This window comes from Cupriavidus sp. GW822-FHT03E04 (assembly GCF_058801495.1).
Genome location: NZ_JBXANI010000007.1, coordinates 147,845 through 164,328 on the forward strand (window position 1 = coordinate 147,845; position 16,484 = coordinate 164,328).

18 protein-coding genes are annotated in these 16,484 nt (G+C 66.7%); 8 read left to right on the plus strand and 10 right to left on the minus strand.

The window, feature by feature from the left end; genetic code table 11:
* Nucleotides 1-98: 98 nt before the first annotated feature.
* From AC1RQC_RS11635 to AC1RQC_RS11645, 3 genes are all read right to left on the minus strand, one after another.
* On the minus strand, nt 99-479 hold the full coding sequence (locus AC1RQC_RS11635) for a VOC family protein (RefSeq protein WP_416051034.1): 381 nt from the start codon (nt 477-479) through the stop codon (nt 99-101).
* A 147-nt stretch (nt 480-626) separates the two neighbouring features.
* Nucleotides 627-1,022 carry a hypothetical protein gene (locus AC1RQC_RS11640; protein WP_492370498.1) on the minus strand — a complete coding sequence of 132 codons (396 nt, stop codon included), beginning with the start codon at nt 1,020-1,022 and terminating at the stop codon, nt 627-629.
* Between the two features lie 31 nt (nt 1,023-1,053).
* Nucleotides 1,054-1,557 (minus strand): GyrI-like domain-containing protein, encoded by a 504-nt coding sequence (locus tag AC1RQC_RS11645; protein WP_492370499.1) that lies wholly within the window; start codon nt 1,555-1,557, stop codon nt 1,054-1,056.
* Between the two features lie 187 nt (nt 1,558-1,744).
* Between AC1RQC_RS11645 and AC1RQC_RS11650 the strand changes: the two genes are divergently transcribed.
* Complete coding sequence (locus tag AC1RQC_RS11650) at nt 1,745-2,242, plus strand: hypothetical protein (RefSeq protein ID WP_492883397.1); 498 nt, start codon at nt 1,745-1,747, stop codon at nt 2,240-2,242.
* A 9-nt stretch (nt 2,243-2,251) separates the two neighbouring features.
* Here the strand turns inward: AC1RQC_RS11650 and AC1RQC_RS11655 are convergent, their stop codons facing one another.
* The 3 genes from AC1RQC_RS11655 to AC1RQC_RS11665 form a co-directional block, all read right to left on the minus strand.
* Nucleotides 2,252-2,578 (minus strand): winged helix-turn-helix domain-containing protein, encoded by a 327-nt coding sequence (locus tag AC1RQC_RS11655; protein WP_492808417.1) that lies wholly within the window; start codon nt 2,576-2,578, stop codon nt 2,252-2,254.
* A gap of 211 nt (nt 2,579-2,789) precedes the next feature.
* Nucleotides 2,790-3,218, minus strand: a complete 429-nt coding sequence (locus AC1RQC_RS11660; RefSeq protein ID WP_373887609.1) for a TOBE domain-containing protein — start codon at nt 3,216-3,218, stop codon at nt 2,790-2,792.
* Between the two features lie 138 nt (nt 3,219-3,356).
* On the minus strand, nt 3,357-3,713 hold the full coding sequence (locus AC1RQC_RS11665; RefSeq protein WP_459374363.1) for a gamma-glutamylcyclotransferase family protein: 357 nt from the start codon (nt 3,711-3,713) through the stop codon (nt 3,357-3,359).
* Nucleotides 3,714-3,936: 223 nt separating this feature from the next.
* Between AC1RQC_RS11665 and AC1RQC_RS11670 the strand changes: the two genes are divergently transcribed.
* Nucleotides 3,937-5,256 (plus strand): DUF2325 domain-containing protein, encoded by a 1,320-nt coding sequence (locus AC1RQC_RS11670; protein WP_492883399.1) that lies wholly within the window; start codon nt 3,937-3,939, stop codon nt 5,254-5,256.
* Between the two features lie 236 nt (nt 5,257-5,492).
* Here AC1RQC_RS11670 and AC1RQC_RS11675 read toward each other — a convergent pair whose 3' ends face one another.
* Nucleotides 5,493-6,674: a collagen-like triple helix repeat-containing protein gene (locus tag AC1RQC_RS11675; protein ID WP_492883401.1), complete on the minus strand. Its 1,182-nt coding sequence runs from the start codon at nt 6,672-6,674 to the stop codon at nt 5,493-5,495.
* Nucleotides 6,675-7,086: 412 nt separating this feature from the next.
* Here AC1RQC_RS11675 and AC1RQC_RS11680 point away from each other — a divergent pair, with 412 nt between their 5' ends.
* Genes AC1RQC_RS11680 through AC1RQC_RS11690 form a run of 3 tightly spaced genes read left to right on the plus strand, consistent with a single transcriptional unit; the run spans nt 7,087 to nt 10,059 of the window.
* On the plus strand, nt 7,087-7,590 hold the full coding sequence (locus AC1RQC_RS11680; RefSeq protein ID WP_253930605.1) for an ester cyclase: 504 nt from the start codon (nt 7,087-7,089) through the stop codon (nt 7,588-7,590).
* A 31-nt stretch (nt 7,591-7,621) separates the two neighbouring features.
* On the plus strand, nt 7,622-8,719 hold the full coding sequence (locus tag AC1RQC_RS11685; protein ID WP_492883403.1) for an MBL fold metallo-hydrolase: 1,098 nt from the start codon (nt 7,622-7,624) through the stop codon (nt 8,717-8,719).
* Nucleotides 8,716-10,059, plus strand: coding sequence for an MFS transporter (locus AC1RQC_RS11690; protein ID WP_492808258.1), 1,344 nt, complete (start codon nt 8,716-8,718; stop codon nt 10,057-10,059). The genes AC1RQC_RS11685 and AC1RQC_RS11690 overlap by 4 nt, the downstream gene beginning before the upstream one ends.
* Here the strand turns inward: AC1RQC_RS11690 and AC1RQC_RS11695 are convergent.
* Complete coding sequence (locus tag AC1RQC_RS11695; protein WP_492370507.1) at nt 10,056-10,508, minus strand: DoxX family protein; 453 nt, start codon at nt 10,506-10,508, stop codon at nt 10,056-10,058. The genes AC1RQC_RS11690 and AC1RQC_RS11695 overlap by 4 nt on opposite strands.
* Before the next feature lie 189 nt (nt 10,509-10,697).
* Between AC1RQC_RS11695 and AC1RQC_RS11700 the strand changes: the two genes are divergently transcribed.
* Entirely contained in the window at nt 10,698-11,597 is a 900-nt protein-coding gene (locus AC1RQC_RS11700; RefSeq protein WP_492808260.1) for a LysR family transcriptional regulator, read from the plus strand.
* Nucleotides 11,598-11,609: 12 nt separating this feature from the next.
* Here the strand turns inward: AC1RQC_RS11700 and AC1RQC_RS11705 are convergent, their stop codons facing one another.
* Together AC1RQC_RS11705 and AC1RQC_RS11710 are read right to left on the minus strand one after the other, a co-directional pair.
* Nucleotides 11,610-13,127: a sensor histidine kinase gene (locus tag AC1RQC_RS11705; protein WP_492370509.1), complete on the minus strand. Its 1,518-nt coding sequence runs from the start codon at nt 13,125-13,127 to the stop codon at nt 11,610-11,612.
* Nucleotides 13,124-13,846 carry a response regulator transcription factor gene (locus tag AC1RQC_RS11710; protein WP_492370597.1) on the minus strand — a complete coding sequence of 241 codons (723 nt, stop codon included), beginning with the start codon at nt 13,844-13,846 and terminating at the stop codon, nt 13,124-13,126. Before AC1RQC_RS11710 ends, AC1RQC_RS11705 begins: the two co-directional genes overlap by 4 nt.
* Before the next feature lie 225 nt (nt 13,847-14,071).
* Between AC1RQC_RS11710 and msrB the strand changes: the two genes are divergently transcribed.
* Both msrB and AC1RQC_RS11720 read left to right on the plus strand, forming a co-directional pair.
* Nucleotides 14,072-14,584, plus strand: coding sequence for a peptide-methionine (R)-S-oxide reductase MsrB (gene msrB, locus AC1RQC_RS11715; protein ID WP_492883405.1), 513 nt, complete (start codon nt 14,072-14,074; stop codon nt 14,582-14,584).
* 47 nt (nt 14,585-14,631) lie between these two features.
* Complete coding sequence (locus AC1RQC_RS11720; RefSeq protein WP_492883407.1) at nt 14,632-16,449, plus strand: cytochrome c biogenesis protein DipZ; 1,818 nt, start codon at nt 14,632-14,634, stop codon at nt 16,447-16,449.
* The last annotated feature ends 35 nt before the right edge of the window (nt 16,450-16,484 follow it).

Sequence of the window (16,484 nt, forward strand, 5' to 3'; positions counted from 1 at the left end):
GCCATCATTTCAATATTTCAACAATCATTGAAATAATGCGGATAGGCACATTAGGCGGCCCGCGAGCCGCCCGGTGCCCGGTGCCCGGCCAAAACAGCCTATGTCGCCTCAAGCACAGAGAGAATATTGCCGGCCGGGTCCTTGAACCAGGCGATGACGGGGCCGCCCTCGCTGCGGCAGATGCCCCGCTCGTCGGTCTTCAGCCCGGGCAGGTCGTAGGTCTCGAAGCGCACGCCGAGCTTGCCGAGTGCCTCCACGGCCTTGTCCACGCTCTTCACCGGGAAATTCAGCACCGTGAACGTCGCAGGCACGTGGTTCGGCTTGGGATAAAGCAGCACGTTGTTGCCGCCGGCGATATACAGGGTCAGCAAGCCCCCGCTCGCGGACACTTCCAGCCCCAGCGTACCGCCATAGAAATTCGTGGCCTTGGCGATGTCGTCGACGGAGAATCCGCTGAATGCATGACTGTCGCGCAACATGGCTTACTCCTTGAAATCACTTCCGCGCATGCGGAAACAAAACCGGCCCGCTCGCGCCGCAGCGGCCTACGGGCCAGTATTGTTCATCGCGGCGGGGGACTCAAGGCGGGCGAGGTAACAAAGCACGGCGCGCAATCCTGCCTGCGCTCACTTCGGGCTTGCCGGCTCCGCCGCCTCGGTGCGCTGGAGCGCACGGCTGCATTTGCGCAGAAGCCGCGCGGGCGATTGCTCCGCCTCAAGCGCCTTTGACGCGGAGATCAGCATTGCGGGCAAGGCAGGATCGCGTCTTGCCTCATCCATGGCCGCCTGATCGTCGGCACCCAGCTTGCCAAGCTCCGCCGACAAGGCTGCCTCGTAGCGCGGCGCGTTCGCGGGATCCAGCTTCGCGCAAGCCATTGGGAAGGCAACGATGGAGGCGTACATCGCCACCTTGAATTCCGGCGGCAACGGGCCGCACGGCGCATCGGGCGGGCACGGCGTGGTGGAAAAACTGCTCGCGGAAAACAATGCGAGGATCAATGCGTTGACGGTCTTTATATGCATGGTGGTGTTCGCGCGCGTGACGGGTACCGCCTCAGGCCGCCGCATCCGCCCCACCCCTGACCGGCAGCCAGATTTCCACGGTGCCCGTTCCCGCCACCGGATCGAAGTCCACGCTGTAGCGCTCAAACTCAGGCGCATGCCCGGCCTGGAACCCGGACGCGGGCAGCCATTGATGCCAGATGCGGTGAAACGTCTCATGCAGCGTCGAGACATCGCCTGCATGCACGAATACGGCGTAGCGCTGCGGCTCGACCTTGATGCAGCGAAACGATGACGGCAGTCCGTCCGGGCTGCTCACTTCCACGCCAGCCACATACTCGAAGCTGCCATCGTCCCTGGGATTGCAGCACAGGCCGTAGGTCAAACCGCCCACCTGGCCAGGGACTTCGCCAATGGAGGGGCCGAACGCTTCCCAAAGCGCGGGGATGCCGCCGTTCGTTTCCAGCGTGAAGCGCCCGCCGAGGCCCGCTATCCAGAATGTGCGGCCGGCTTCAAAACGTGGGGTGGGCAGAGCGGTGGAGTTCGGTTCTTGCATGCGTTGGGCTCGGAGAAACAGCAGTCCATGGGAGATGTGCGGCGTGCGCGGCGCCAAGCATAGCGCAAACGCCGCCGGCACTTGATACGCCTATTCGAACCTCGTACCATGCCTCGGTTAGCGAAATATAGCGATGTATATAACGCGGGTCAAAACAGGCGCCCTGCCCACCTAAGGAGAGAGTTCCGTGAATGAAGCGCTGCCCGCCAGAACTGGCGACGAGAGCAAGGTGCGGCAATACCAGTCCGATGCACTGACGATTTCTGGGCTGGCGCAAACGCTCAGCCTGGACGCGGCAGCCCTGGCGGGATGCGCTGATGTGGTGGGCGGGCCGGCAACCATCCAATGCTATTCGGGGCGCCATGTCCGCGAAGTGCGGCACTGGCGCGGCGTGCGCGTGACGCAGTTGCTTGACCTCGCCGGCATGCAGGCGCTGCCCATCGGGCGGCGCAAGCAGAGCGTGGTCGCCGTGGTCGCGAAAGACGGCTACCGATGCCTGTTCACCTGGCACGAGCTGTACAACACGGCCGTGGGCAGCGGCGTGATCCTGGTGGTGGAAAAGGACGGCGTGGCGTTCGATCCCGACCTTGGCGGCCTGCACCTGGTGTCATTGCGCGACCTCAAGCTTGGCCCGCGCCAGGCGCTGGCGGTCAGTGGCATCGAGGTTCGGCAGTGGCAGGCGTAGGCCGCAAGCTCAAGGCTTGGCCAGCAGCTTGATCAGGCCGTTGATCTCGGCCTCGCAGGCCTTGGCCGCGCGTAGCTCCGCGGCGCGGTAGAGCCGGATCGCTTCCTCGCCCACCGGCGTGAGCACGGTGCCGCCGCCCTGCGCGCCGCCATGCTCGGAATCCACTGCCGGCCTGGCCATCGAGCGGTTGATTTCGTTGAGCAGATCCCAGGCCCGCTTGTAGGACATGTCGAGGTGTTTCGCCGCGGCGGAAATGGAGCCGCATTCGCGGATCGCTTCCAACAGCGCGATCTTGCCGGGGCCAATGGCGATGGTATCGCCCAGCATCACGCGCATGCGAAACAGCGCCTGCGGCGTATCCGGGCTGACCGAGGTTCGGGAGCGAGCAAGTTTGACCATGGCGGCATGGTACCCCGGCGGCATCCCCAGCGGAATATGCGCGCTTTGCAATAGCGCTAGCGCCTATGCGGGTAGCACCATACGATCCGCAAAGCGTTACAAGTGTTCGCGGCGCCTGCCGCCCAATAGGCACCATTGCGCGGCAGGCTTATGCGCGCGCAGCCAGCAAGACGCTGGAGGCCTTGAAGATGGCGACGGCCGCGCCACCTTGCACCAGTCCGAGGCTGGTCACGCTGTCATTGGTGATGATGGCCACGATCTCGCCGCCCTGCGCCAGGCCGATGGAAACCTCCGCATTCACCGCCCCGATCTTGATGCCCGATACCGTGCCGGCAAGCTGGTTGCGCGCGGAGAGCAGGATGTCCGGGTCGGGCACACCCACGATCACGGACGATGCCTTGATCAGCGCAACGGCTTCCTTGCCGACAGCCAGTCCGAGACGCTTCGTGCTCTCGGCGGTGATGGTCGCCACGATCCGCACGCCGCCGGCAATCTCCAGCTCGATTTCGTCGTTCACCGCGCCTTTGTGGACTGCGCTGACCTTGCCGCTCAATTGGTTTCTTGCGCTGGTTTTCATCTTGTCCTCGCCTCGTCATGTCCGCGGCCATCGCCCGGCCGCATGGGTCCCGGCCTGTGGCGCCCGGGTGGCTGATCGGCAGATCATAGCGCGTTCACATCCCTTCGCCATGCCGTCCTTCCTGATAACCACTCTGGCTCAGGCCCGGACGTAGACCCACGCCTGAACGCCCGATTTCAGCGTCACCGCGACGCGCTTGTAGTCCGAGACTTCATAGGCATCGGCGGATGCCAATTCCTGCGCGGTGATCTCGAAGACCATGCCGGCCACCTCATCGTTGGGATCCGGGCTGGGCTGGACAATCGGATGATGCGTCTTTCCGCTGGTAGCAACCACGGCAGGGTCATCGATGGCGACCATCGATTGCGAGTAGCCGGGGATGGCGTCATGGCGACCAGCCAGTTCGCGGCCGAAGTTGGCGATCTGCACCGCCTTGTCTTGCAGCGTCCCGTAGGAAAAAAGCAGTACAGCCGTATCTTTCGCATCCACCATCATTGCCGCTCCTTTTGATCTGCCTGTCTGGCGCTGCAATTCTAGGGCATACCCGGTGGTTGCCGGCAGCGCGGCCTTGGTGCCTTGGTGCCTTACGCGCCTGCGCCGCCGCACACCCGTTATATTCAATGATATATTTCGCTGACCAAACGGGAATCCCGACGTTGCCCCTCCTCGAGGCATGGCAACGCGCCACCCTGTCCGTCTTCTCCCACGCGAGGTCCGCATGCACACGCCACCGTTTCGCCTTGCTCGCGCCAATGGCATTGGGGCCGCGCTTGGCCACGAGCAGCCACCGGCCTCCGGTTGCCGCTCGCCAGCCGAACCGCAGGGCCGCGCAGTCCGGCGGCGCACGCGCCTTGCCGAACTGGACTCGCACCTGCACTGCTCGGTGATCGGCACCTGCATGACCACCAGCGAGCTGCGCAAGCTGGTACCGCGCTTCACCACGCTGGACCGGCAACGCGCCACCGACCTCGAAATCCACCACGAAGCGGTCAAGCTTTCCAGCGCAGGCGGCGAGGGTTGCAAGGCGTTCCAGAAAGCGCTCGATGAGCGCTACGCGAGCACATTGAAGCGTTTCGGCGCAGCCAAGGATGCGGATGCCGTGCGCAAGCTCTGGGACGACGCCGTCAGCAGCGGCGACATCCCGCCGGCTTACTGGGCGGTGATGACGCACCCTGAAGCCAGCACCGCGGTTCGCCAGGCGGCGTTTGGCGAGGTGCACATGCTGTCGCACCTGGTGGGTGCGGCGAATCGCGCCGACATCCGCCGGCTGATCGCGCTGGAAGAAGAAAACGCCACGCTGCGGGACAAGCTCGAGCGCCAGCAGGAGCGCCTGCAGACGTTGAGCACACGGCATGAAATGGCGATCCGCCAGATGAGCGATCAGCTCAGCCAGCTGAACGTGCGCGCGGACCGGCAAGCGGGGCCGCGCGACACGGATACGGATACGGCATTGCAGATGCTGCGAGAGAGCTTGGCGGCACGCGACGCGGAACTCGCACTGCAGGCAAGCCGCCGCGAAGCCGCGGAGCAACGCGCCATGCGCGAACACGAGCAGATGCAAGCGGTGCGCGCGCAGCTTGACGACGCACTGGCCCAGCTGAAGATCAGCCGCGCCGAATCCGAAGCCATGGAACGCGCCGTGCTCCCCGCCGCGGCACAAGGGGAGGAGCGCCACGCCGGGCTGCGCCAGCTACAGGGAAAACGCATTGTCTATGTCGGCGGACGCCCTGGCTCCAACCACACCCTGAAATCGCTGGTGGAATCCACCGGCGGCCAGCTCGTGCTGCACGACGGCGGCATCGAGGACAGGAAGGGCCTGCTGGCGGCAACCGTGGCCCGCGCGGACATGGTGGTGTTTCCCGTCGACTGCATCGACCATGACTCCATGAGCATGCTCAAGCGCGTCTGCGCGCGCCATCAGGTGGCCTACTATCCCTTGCGAACCGCCAGCGTGGCCAGCTTTGTCGAGCTGACCACGCGCGTCAGCACAACGGCGTGGCAAGAAGCCGGCGCCATGGTATCGGCTTCGGGGGGCTGACAAACCTGAAGCTTTAGCCGAAGCCGCCGAACGGGCAAACGCCGCGCGCCATGACGACGGCTGTCTCTCCCTCGCCCCTCAGGGGGAGAGGGCCGGGGAGAGGGGTGGCTTAGCTAGGAGCCACTTGAAGCGAAGCCTTTGGTGTTTTCCAGCACGCAGGCGTAACGAGCGCTCACCCGCTCCCCCACGCGGGAGCGGGAAGCACGGCAAGGCAGATCCGGCTTTGTCGGCAAGTATCAGGGCTTGGTGCCGCCCAACCCGCCAAGCAGTCCGCCGAGCAGGCCACCCGTGCCCGCGTTGCCACCGCCCGCCGCGCTAGTTGCACCAGTGGCGCCTGTCAGCACGTTGGTGACCGGAGCCAATGCACTGGTCAGCGAGCCAGGCAAGGCACCAGGCAGCGCGCCGCCGCCACTGCCCGTGGCATGCGTCACTGTGCCGAGGGTGTTGTTGAGCAGGCTGGTCACTGGCGCGAGCAGGCCCGACGCCGGCGTATTGCCCGGTGCCAGGCCACCCGTCAGCCCGCCAAGCAGGTTCGTGACCGGAGCCAGCGGGTTATTGCCAGTGCCAGTGCCAGTGCCAGTGCCACCCGTGGGGGCGTTGACCAGTCCGCCCAGCGCGGAGACCGTATTGCCGGTGGACGTCACGATGCCCCCCAGGCCGGATACCACCGGCGCGTTGGTCTGCGTGACCGTAGTGCCAACGGTGCCCACCGTACCGCCAACCGTGCGCAGCAAATTGTCGACGACGGAACCCAGCCCGGTCGCTGCGCCCAGGGTCTGCGTGGCGCCGGTCAGCGTGGAGGTCAACGGCACGATCGCCTGGCCTAGCGTGCCAGTGATCTGTGTCACCGGATTGGTGATGGCCTGTGGTCCCGCGCCACCCACGATCTGGCCAACCTGGCTGACGATGGATCCCACAGGCGTGGTGACGGCAGCCAGCGGGCCGGTGCCCACCGCGCCGACGGCACTGCCCACGCCGCTGATTGCCGTGCCGAGCTGATTCAGTGCCGAGGGGCCAGTCGCGCCGGTGAGCCCCGTGCCGCCGGTGGCGCCCGTGGACCCCGCAGGCCCGGTAGCGCCAGTGGCGCCCGAGGGGCCGTTGGCACCCGTCGTGCCAGTTGCCCCTGTGGCTCCCGTAGCGCCGCCCGCTCCGTTCGTGCCAGTGGCGCCGGTGGCGCCTGTAGCTCCCGCTGCGCCCACCGATCCGTTGGTCCCCGTGGCGCCGGTAGCCCCGGCATCGCCCTTGGCACCTGCGCTACCGGCCGCCCCCGTGACACCGGCATTGCCAGCCGCTCCCGTATTGCCCGTCGGGCCTGTGGCGCCTGTCTTGCCCATGGCGCCGTCGGATCCGTTGGCACAGCCGCCAAGCAGCACCAACGTGCCCAATGTGATACCAAGGAAATATTGCTGATTGCGCACGGTCAGACCTCTCTGGTTATTGCGTTGAATCGTCAAGTAGTGGCCTGGACGCAATAGTTATGCCCGAGGTGAAAAGCGCCTTTTCCCGTGCCGCACGCGACCGTGCTCACAGCCCAGGAACCCGCTTGCGGATTGGCTTTGCAGGAAATGGATGAAGCCGGGATCGCGCGTTTGAAGCGCGCCCTTCGCCCGCCTGTTCCGTTACGCGTTACGTAACGCCCCCGGCTCCACCGCCCATCAAACAGAAGAAATGGGCGCCTGGCACACGCGCGCCAAACCCGGGGTTTATCCGGATCGGCAACTGCCAAGCGGCGACAGTCTTGCGCCGGCACGCTGCAGATAATCGCTCCAGGCAACGGACTGCGGCATCGGCCGCGGTGTTCCGCAGATTGCCCGCCACGGAGCTTTCAGCATGACCACAACCCTCTCCCCCGATCTCAAGGCGCGCCGCGAGCGCCTGGTGCTTGACCACTTCGCCGATGAAACCCGGCAGGATTTCGACGCCGTGCTCGCCACCTTCCCGCACCCGCACTACGAGCTGATTCCCAGTGGCGAAGTGCATGACGGCATCGACACCGTGCGCCAGTACTACATCGACAGCCGCCTGGCCTTCCCCGACCAGCGCCACGAGATCATCCAGCTGCGCCACACGGACGATGCCGTGATCGTGGAGTTCTGGCTGCTGGGCACGCACCGTGGCCCGTTGCGCGGCTTGCCGCCGACGGGCAATGCGTTTCGCTGCCGCATGATCGCGCTATTCATCTTCGAGGGCGAGCGCCTGGTTTGCGAGCGCGTGTATTTCGACACGCTGACGATGCTGCGCCAGTTGCTGGCCGGCACGCCGCCGGACATGCTGCCCCAGCTGATCGGCGGCCTGCTGGGCCAGCCACAAGCGCGCCAGGCCGAAGCCGCATAAAAAGAAAGACAAGAACCACAGGAGACAACGCATGAAACGCGAACCCGACCCGACAGGCCTGCTGCCGATCTCCGACTTTGACGGCGCCCGCAGCGCCAGCGCGCCACAGGACCGCCTGCGCGCGCTGCGCCGCGGCGCAGCGCGCTTCCGCGAGCAGTTCCTGGACGCGCCGCCGGTCCGGTTCGCGCGCAGCTTCAACCTGCTGCGGGTTCCCTACCCGGCCTGGTACGCCTTTAACGGCGTGTACTCGCAGCAGATGCTCAAGCCGCACCTGATCCACCTGCTGTCGCGCATGGTGCTGATCCAGTACGAGGACTTCGCGGGGTGCCTGCGCACGCTGCTGTTCACCCCCGCGGACTTCGAGGCCGGCGCCGAGACGCCCTACTTCAAGCGCATGAGCACGCAGACGCCGCGGTTCCTGCACAACACCATCGCCCCCGTCTACGGCACGGTGCTGCAAGCGCTGGCACGCTGCGGCGTGGCGCCCGAGCAGATCGACTACATCACCTACGATCACCTGCACACGCAGGACGTGCGCCGCTGGCTCGGCAGCGGCGCGAGCCGCGGATTGCTGCCCAACGCGAGGCTTCTGGTGCACCGGCAGGAACTGGCCAGCGTGCACGGCCTGCTGCCGGTGCAGGCCGACTGGTACTGCCCCAATGGCCTCGCGGACGTGCCGCGGGAGCGCATCGTCGCTTTCGACGGCAGCGTGCACCTGGGCCACGGCCTGGCGCTGGTGCACACGCCGGGGCACACCGAAGGCAATCACTCGCTGGTCTATCGCACGCCCGACGGCATCCGCGTGAGTAGCGAGAACGGTGTCAGCGCGGACAGCTGGTCGCCGGAGCACTCGCGCCACAACGGCATCCGGCGCTTTGCGCGCGCCACCGGCGCCGAGGTGATCCTGAATGGCAATACGCAGGAGGGCAGCAACGACCAGTACCTGTCCATGGTGCTGGAGAAAACCATCGCGGGCGCCTCCGAAGCGCATCCGTTTTGCAACGTCGTGCCGTCGTCCGAGTGCACGCCGTACTGGCTGTTCCCAGGCGCGCCATCCAGCCACTTGTGGGGCGAGACCGAGTTCGGCCACCCGACCAGCACGCGGGCAGACCGGGGGCCCGCGCAATGAACACCGCCACCCTCACCAAGCCCGCCGGCACGGCCGCCGCCGATCCGGCCAGCGACGCCGAACTGTTCCGCAAGATCACATGGCGGCTGCTGCCGCTGCTATGCGTGTGCTATGTCTTCAATTACCTGGACCGGACCAACGTTGGCTATGCGCAGCTGCAGATGCGCGAGGACCTCGGCTTTGGCGATGCCGTCTTTGGCCTGGGCGCGAGCATCTTCTTTCTCGGCTATGCGCTGTTCGAGGTGCCCAGCAACCTGATGCTGGCAAAGATCGGCGTGCGGGCCACGCTGCTGCGCATCATGGGGCTGTGGGGACTGGCGTGCGCGGCCATGATCTTCGTGAGCACGCCCACACAGTTCTATGCGTTGCGGTTCCTGATCGGGGTGCTGGAGGCCGGGTTCGCGCCGGGGGTGCTGTTCTACTTCACGCTCTGGTACCCGTCGCGCCGCCGGGCACAGGTGACGGCGCTGTTTTTCATGGCTTATGGCGCCGCGCCAATCGTGGCCGGGCCGCTGGCGGGCCTGGTGATGACGTTCCTCAATGGCGCGTGGTCCTTGCAGGGATGGCAGTGGCTGTTCCTGCTGGAGGGGATACCGAGCGCGCTGCTGGGCATCCTGGCCTTCTTCATCCTGTCGGACGGCCCTGCGCAGGCACGGTGGCTCAGCGCCCCTGAGCGGCAACGCGTCGCCCGGCTGCTGGAGGAGGACCAGGCCGCCAACGGCATCCGCGCGACCCACGGCTTTGGCGCCGCGATGCGCGACCGGCGCGTGTGGATGCTCGGCCTGATCTCGTTTCTCGCCATCCTGGGCATCTATGCTTTGTCGTTCTGGCAGCCCACGCTGTTGAAGATGATGGGGTTGAGCGTGCTGCAGGTGGGGTTTTACGCGGTGGTGCCGGCGGTCACCGGGATTGTGGCGTCCATCGTCGTGGGGCGCCATTCAGACCGCACGGGGGAGCGGCGCTGGCATTTTGCCGTGGCGGCGCTGGTTGGCGCGCTGGGCTTGTCGCTCACCACGCTGTTCATGCACAACCCGCTGGCGGCGGTGCTGTGCCTGGCGCTGTCGTCGGCGGGCATCTCCAGCGCCTTCACGATTCTCTGGTCCGTGCCGGGCAGCATCCTCGCGGACCGGGGCGCGGCTGCCGGCATCGCCATGATCAGCACGATCGGCAGTAGCGCGGGCCTGGTGGCGCCGGTCATGGTGGGCACCATCAAGGCGGCCACCGGCGGCTTCACGGATAGCCTGTACATCCTCAGCGCGGCCCTGGTGCTGGCCGCGCTGCTCTTCGTGCTGGCGTTTCCCATGCGCATGGCTGCGCTTGAAACCCGCCCCGCGCGTTAAGCGTTCCCGCGGCGAGCATCCAGGCTGAAGCGGCCTGCACCGTAGACCACGATCTGCAGCAGGCCGCCGGCCATCGCAATGTTCTTGAAGAAGTGGATGAACTGGTTCTGGTCCGCCAGGTTGGCATGGAAGGCCAGCGCGGTCGCCACGCTAAAGACAGCCAGGATGGCAGCCACCAGGCGGGTGCGGTATCCCAACACCAGGGCGATGCCGCCCACCACTTCCACGACGATGGCAATGGCCAGCGCCACCTGCGGCAGCGGCAGGCCGACCGACTGAATGTAGCCGATCATGGCGGCCGGCGCGGCCAGCTTGGACGCGCCGGAGAGCAAGAAGATGGCGCTAATCAGAACACGGCCCAGCACTGCCACGCCGGCTGCGGCGGGTGTGTCGGCACGGGAGTTGGCCTGGGAGTTGGCCTGGGCGTTGAGTTGGGCGGCTTGGGACATGGTGGTTCTCCATTTGATACGGCCGCACGGTCATGGCAGGCCGGTTGAGTCAGGGGATCAGGGTTCGGGTTCAGGTTCGGGTTCAGGGTCTGAATCGGGTACTGCAACCGATGGGCCTAAATGTAGGCGGATTTTTACGTCCGCGAAACTGGGATAATATGGATCGAAACGTTCGATAAAATCGATAAGATGCCAAATCCCGGTACGCCCACGCTGGATCAACTGAAGGTGTTCCTGACCGTGGTGGACGTCGGCAGCTTTGCCGGCGCGGCCCGCAAGCTCAGCCGGGCGACCTCGGTCATCAGCTATACGATCGCCAACCTGGAGAATCAGCTCGGCGTGGCGCTGTTCGACCGCAAGACCACCAAAAAACCGCAACTGACCGAGGCGGGCCGCACCGTGCTGGCCGAGGCGCGCACAGTCACCATGGGCATCGACGGGCTGCGCGCGAAGGTCAAGGGCTTGCTGCAAGGCCTGGAGGCCGAGGTCCACCTGACGCTGGACGTGATGCTGCCGGCATCCCGGGTGGTGGACGCGCTGAAGGCCTTTCGAGAGACATTTCCCACGGTAGCGCTGCACCTGCACATGGAGGCACTTGGCGCCGTGACGCAGATGGTGCTGGACCGCGCCGCCACCATTGGCGTTAGCGGGCCGCTCAGCTCGGGCGTAGCGGGAATCGAGCGCATCCGGATCGGCAATGTGATGCTATGGCCGGTTGCGGCGCCGGGCCATCCGCTGGCCAGCGGCAACCCGAATCCACCGGGCGCCGCGCGCCATCATGTGCAACTGGTGCTGTCGGACCGCTCGGCGTTGACGCGCGGCATGGATTTCGCGGTGGTCAGCACGCATACCTGGCGGCTGGCCGATCTTGGCGCCAAGCACATGCTGCTGCGAGAAGGCATAGGCTGGGGCAATATGCCGATGCCCATGGTGCAGGAAGACCTAGACGCGGGCCGTCTGGTGCTGCTCGACCTGCCCGACAATCACGGCAACTTCTACCCCTTCGATGCGATCTACCGGACCGACACGCCACCCGGCCCCGCTGCCGCATGGCTGATCGAACGCTTCTCCGGCCAGGCAGCGGGCTGAACCTGCCCGCCGCTAGCGGGCATTGCCGGCAGCGACGCTGGACACCGGCAACTCAAAGCTGAACACCGTACCGCTGCCGGCGCGCTCCACCAGCCGGATCTGGCTGTGATGCAGCTGCAGCATGCGCTGCACGATCAGCAGCCCCAGCCCGCCGCCGCGATGCGCGCCGCCGGCGCTGAACGGCCGCTGGAACAGGCTCTCGCGCAGTTCCGCCGGAATGCCGGGGCCGGTATCGCTGACGGTGACCGCCACCTTGCCGTCGCGCAGGGCGAGATCGACATCGATGGCGCCTTCGGCGGGTGTATGGCGGATCGCGTTGTCCAGCAGGTTGGTCAGCACGCGCTCGATCATGCCGAGATCGGCCGTGACGGCGGGCAGGCGCTGCGGGATGCCGGCGCGCAGCCGCACATGGCGCGCCTCGGCCGGCAGCTCGAACTTCTGGAACACGTCCTGCACCAGGTCCACCAGCGAAAAATCCTCCAGCGCCGGCTGCACAATGCCGTGCTCCAGCCGCGCCAACTCAAAGAGCGATTGCGCCAGCCGCCCCACCTTGACGCTTTGCGCCAGCGCGATGGCCAGGTAGCGCTGGCGCTCGGCCTCGCTAAGCGTATCGGCCTTGAGCGACAGCGTTTCCAGGTAGCCGTGCAGCGAGGTCAGCGGCGTGCGCAGGTCATGGGAAATATTGGCAACCAGCTCGCGCCGCTCCTGGTCCTGCTTGGTCAGCGCGCGCCATTGCTCGGCGATGCGGTCCGCCATTTGCGCGAAGGCCGCTTCCAGCGCGACGATTTCATCGCGCGCATTGCCGCACGGCGAGCGCGGCACGCGCGGCTGCGTCTCGGGCGCACCATCGGCATCAAACCGCCGCATCGCCTCGGTCAGGCGGCGCAGCGGCCGCGTGATGAGGCCAAACGCCATCAACCCGGCCAGCAATCCCAGCAGCGCCACCAGCCCCATCGACCACAGCGTGGTGCGCAGCACCGAGTTGGCGGAGGCGCGCGCCGCCAGTTCGTCATGCGCCTCGCCCAGCAGCACCACGTAGATGTAGCCGGCGGGCTCGGCACCGCCCACGCGCAGCGGCGCGGCGCTGAACACCTTGCGCCCGCCCGCGCTGCGCGGATCGTCCCCAAGGATAGGCAGCGGCTCGCCGGCCAGCAGGCGCTGCACCGGCTTGAGGTCTACCTGCTGGCGCTGCAGGTGCCCGGCCGGCGCATCGTGCCCCTGGATCCGGCCCTGGCTGTCCAGCAGGTACACCTCCACGCTCGGGTTCACCACCATCAACTGGCCGAACAGGCGGCGCAACGCATCCGGCTTGAGCCCGTTGGCGTCCATCAGCGACGCATTGCGCGCAATATGGCCGGCCAGCCCGCGCGACAGGTCCTGGATGACCTCCTTCTCGCGCATGTCGTTGGAGCGGACCTGCAGCCACGCGGAGGCGCCGCAGCAGGCCAGCAGCAGCACGGAAAACACCAGGGACAGCCGCTGCGTCAGGGTCAGGCGGCGGCTCAGGTTCAGTCCAAGGTCAAGGCTCACGGCGCGCCTCCTTGGGCTCCCGCCGCGAGCTTGTAGCCATGCCCCCATACGGTCAGGATGCGGCTGGGCTGTGCCGGGTCGGCCTCGATCTTGGTGCGCAGCCGGTTGATATGGGTGTTGACGGTATGTTCGTAGCCCTCGTGCTGATAGCCCCAGACGGCGTTGAGCAGGTCCATGCGGGAGAAGACCTTGCCGGGATGCCTGGCGAAGAAATACAGCAGGTCGAACTCGCGCGGGGTGAGCTCGATGCGCCGGCCGTCCACGCTGGCCTCGCGCGTGAGCGGATCGATCGACAGGCCGCCCAGCTCCAGGCTGCCCGCATCGATCCGCAGGTCCTTGGCCATCGCATCCACGCGGCGCAGCAGCGCCTTCACGCGGGCCACCAGCTCGAGCACCGAGAACGGCTTGGCCAGGTAGTCGTCGGCGCCAAGTTCCAGGCCAAGGATGCGGTGGACTTCGCTTGCGCGCGCGCTGGTGATGATGATCGGCGTGTAGCGCGTCATGGCGCGGGCGCGCCGGCAGATCTCCAGCCCGTCCACGCCGGGCAGCATCAGGTCGAGGATCAGCGCGTCCCAGTTGCCCTGCGCCAGCAGCCGCAGGCCTTCGTTGCCGTCGGCGCTGTGCACGACTTCATAGCGCTCGTCGCGCAGGTGCAGGCTCAGTACGTTGGCGATGTCGACGTCGTCTTCGACGATCAGGATGCGCTTGGGGTGATCCATGTTCAGCCTAGAGGCGCGAGCCGGCTCGCGCGTGACAGGGGGGCACAGGAAAAGCGCCGGCCTGGCTATTGTGCAAAATTTTGAGGCGGCGAGTTATCACATTTAATTTAACCTTTGGTGAGGACTCCGGGATGGTGCCAGCCATACGATGCGGCCAACGATCCATGGCAGCGATCGACGGCAAGTCGGTCGCAGCGATCGATACATTGAGGCAAGGAGCACATCATGGGAAGCAGAAGGCGCTTTTTGGTATCGGGCGGCGCCGCCGTGGCGGCGCTCGCGGCCGCGAGCGGCTGGCGCGCGCTGGCCGCCGGCACGGCGAACGCGGGCAAGCCCGCCGAAACCTTCGAGGTAGTACGCTCCGACGCCCAGTGGCGCCAGATGCTCAGCGCAAGCCAGTACAACGTGCTGCGCCAGGAAGGCACGGAGCGGCCCTACAGCAGCCCGCTGAACGATGAGCATCGCGCCGGCATCTTCGCCTGCGCCGGATGCCAGCTCGACCTGTTCTCGTCGCGCACCAAGTTCGACAGCCGCACCGGCTGGCCCAGCTTCTGGGCGCCGCTGGAGAACGCCGTGCGCACGAACGAGGACCGGTCCTTCGGCATATCGCGCACGGAGGTGCACTGCCGGCGCTGCGGCGGCCACCTGGGCCATGTGTTCGACGACGGCCCCAAGCCGACCGGGCTGCGCTACTGCATGAACGGCGTGGCGATGACGTTCAAGCCGCAAGCCGCCTGAGCCCGCGCGGGCCTCCAACGCCGACAACAACCAGAGTGAAGCATTCCATGTTCCTTCTTATCCTCGCCTACCTTGGTGGCGCGCTCACCATCCTCAGCCCGTGCATCCTGCCCGTGCTGCCCTTCGTGTTCTCGCGGGCCGACCAGCCCTTTGTGCGCAGCGGCCTGCCGCTGCTGGCCGGCATGGCGCTGACCTTCGCGGCGGTGGCAACGCTGGCGGCGGTGGGCGGCGGCTGGGTAACCCAGGCCAACCAGTACGGACGCTGGCTGGCCATTGCCTTGCTGGCCGTGTTCGGCCTGACGCTGCTGCTGCCGCGCCTGGCCGAGCGGCTGATGCAGCCGCTGGTAAGCGCGGGCAGCCGGCTCTCCGCGTTTGCGCAGGCCGAAGGCGGGCAGGTCCGGCCCGGCTCGTCGTTCCTGCTCGGCATTGCCACCGGCCTGCTGTGGGCGCCTTGCGCTGGCCCGATCCTCGGCCTTGTGCTGACCGGTGCGGCGCTGCGCGGCGCCAGCGTCGGCACCACGCTGCTGCTAGTGGCCTACGCGGGGGGCGCGGCCACGTCGCTGGCGGTGGCCTTGCTGATCGGCGGCCGGGTCTTTACCGCGATGAAGCGCTCGCTGGGCGCGGGGGAATGGGTCCGGCGCGGCCTTGGCGCGGCCATGTTGCTCGGCGTGGTTGCCATCGGGCTGGGGCTGGACACAGGTGTGCTGGCCCGCGTCTCGACCGTGGCCACGGGCGGCATCGAGCAGCAGTTGGTCGACAAGCTTTCCGCTAAACAGGCCGAAGCCGGCAATGGCGCGGCCATGGCCACGTCGTCCGGCGCGATGATGCGCGCCACCAGCCTCAAGACCGGCAAGACCAGCGAGAGCGCCGCCGCGGCACTCCCCGTGGAAGGCCAGCTGCCCGGGCTGGGCGGCGCCGTGGCGTGGCTGAACTCGCCGCCGCTCACGGCCGAGGCGCTGCGCGGCAAGGTGGTGCTGGTCGATTTCTGGACCTACTCGTGCATCAACTGCCTGCGCACCCTGCCCTACGTGAAGGCCTGGGCGCAGAAGTACCGCGACCAGGGGCTGGTGGTGATCGGCGTGCATGCGCCGGAGTTTGCCTTCGAGCGCAACCTCGACAACGTGAAGAAGGCCACGCGCGACCTCGGCATCGACTATCCCGTGGCGGTCGACAACAACTATGTGATCTGGCGCGCCTTCAACAACCAGTACTGGCCGGCGCACTATTTCATCGACGCGCAGGGGCAGATCCGCTTTCACCACTTCGGCGAGGGCGAGTACGCGAAATCCGAGCAGGTGATCCAGCAACTGCTGGCGCAAGCGGGCCATGCCGATGCGGCGAAAGTGGCGATGGGCGTCAGCCATGCCGATGCGCAAAGCGTACAAGGCGTGCAGATGGCTGCCGACAAAGCGGAAATCCAGTCCGGCGAAACCTACCTTGGCTATGAGCGGGCGCAAAACTTCGCCTCGCCCGGCGGCGAGGCGCAAGACAAGGCGCACACTTATACCGCGCCCGCCAGCCCCGCGCTCAACGACTGGGGCCTGGCCGGCACTTGGCAGGTGGGTGCGGAGCACGCCACGCTGGCCGGCGCTTCCGGGCGGATCGTCTACCGCTTTCACGCCCGCGACCTGCATCTGGTGCTGGGGCCGGGCAAGGACGGCAAGCCAGTGCGGTTCCGGGTAAGCGTGGACGGCGGCGCGCCAGGCAGCGCGCACGGCACCGATGTGGCGGCGGATGGCAGCGGCACGGTGACCGAGCAGCGGCTATATCAACTGGTACGGCAGACGGGCAAGGTGGCCGACCGCACGTTCACGATCGAATTCCTGGACCCCGGCGTGGAGGCTTATGCCTTTACCTTCGGTTGATGCGCGCGCAAGCCGCCCTATTCCACCCATATTCC

Bases quoted from the DNA above. Each gene is read 5' to 3' on its own strand.
- AC1RQC_RS11660 (WP_373887609.1), bottom strand. From the start codon at position 3,218: ATGAAAACCAGCGCAAGAAACCAATTGAGCGGCAAGGTCAGCGCAGTC.
- AC1RQC_RS11710 (WP_492370597.1), bottom strand. From the start codon at position 13,846: ATGGATCACCCCAAGCGCATCCTGATCGTCGAAGACGACGTCGACATC.
- AC1RQC_RS11645 (WP_492370499.1), bottom strand. From the start codon at position 1,557: ATGCAAGAACCGAACTCCACCGCTCTGCCCACCCCACGTTTTGAAGCC.
- AC1RQC_RS11700 (WP_492808260.1), top strand. From the start codon at position 10,698: ATGCCAAATCCCGGTACGCCCACGCTGGATCAACTGAAGGTGTTCCTG.
- AC1RQC_RS11695 (WP_492370507.1), bottom strand. From the start codon at position 10,508: ATGTCCCAAGCCGCCCAACTCAACGCCCAGGCCAACTCCCAGGCCAAC.
- AC1RQC_RS11680 (WP_253930605.1), top strand. From the start codon at position 7,087: ATGACCACAACCCTCTCCCCCGATCTCAAGGCGCGCCGCGAGCGCCTG.
- AC1RQC_RS11690 (WP_492808258.1), top strand. From the start codon at position 8,716: ATGAACACCGCCACCCTCACCAAGCCCGCCGGCACGGCCGCCGCCGAT.
- AC1RQC_RS11665 (WP_459374363.1), bottom strand. From the start codon at position 3,713: ATGATGGTGGATGCGAAAGATACGGCTGTACTGCTTTTTTCCTACGGG.
- AC1RQC_RS11640 (WP_492370498.1), bottom strand. From the start codon at position 1,022: ATGCATATAAAGACCGTCAACGCATTGATCCTCGCATTGTTTTCCGCG.
- AC1RQC_RS11635 (WP_416051034.1), bottom strand. From the start codon at position 479: ATGTTGCGCGACAGTCATGCATTCAGCGGATTCTCCGTCGACGACATC.
- AC1RQC_RS11720 (WP_492883407.1), top strand. From the start codon at position 14,632: ATGTTCCTTCTTATCCTCGCCTACCTTGGTGGCGCGCTCACCATCCTC.
- AC1RQC_RS11655 (WP_492808417.1), bottom strand. From the start codon at position 2,578: ATGCGCGTGATGCTGGGCGATACCATCGCCATTGGCCCCGGCAAGATC.
- msrB (WP_492883405.1), top strand. From the start codon at position 14,072: ATGGGAAGCAGAAGGCGCTTTTTGGTATCGGGCGGCGCCGCCGTGGCG.
- AC1RQC_RS11670 (WP_492883399.1), top strand. From the start codon at position 3,937: ATGCACACGCCACCGTTTCGCCTTGCTCGCGCCAATGGCATTGGGGCC.
- AC1RQC_RS11685 (WP_492883403.1), top strand. From the start codon at position 7,622: ATGAAACGCGAACCCGACCCGACAGGCCTGCTGCCGATCTCCGACTTT.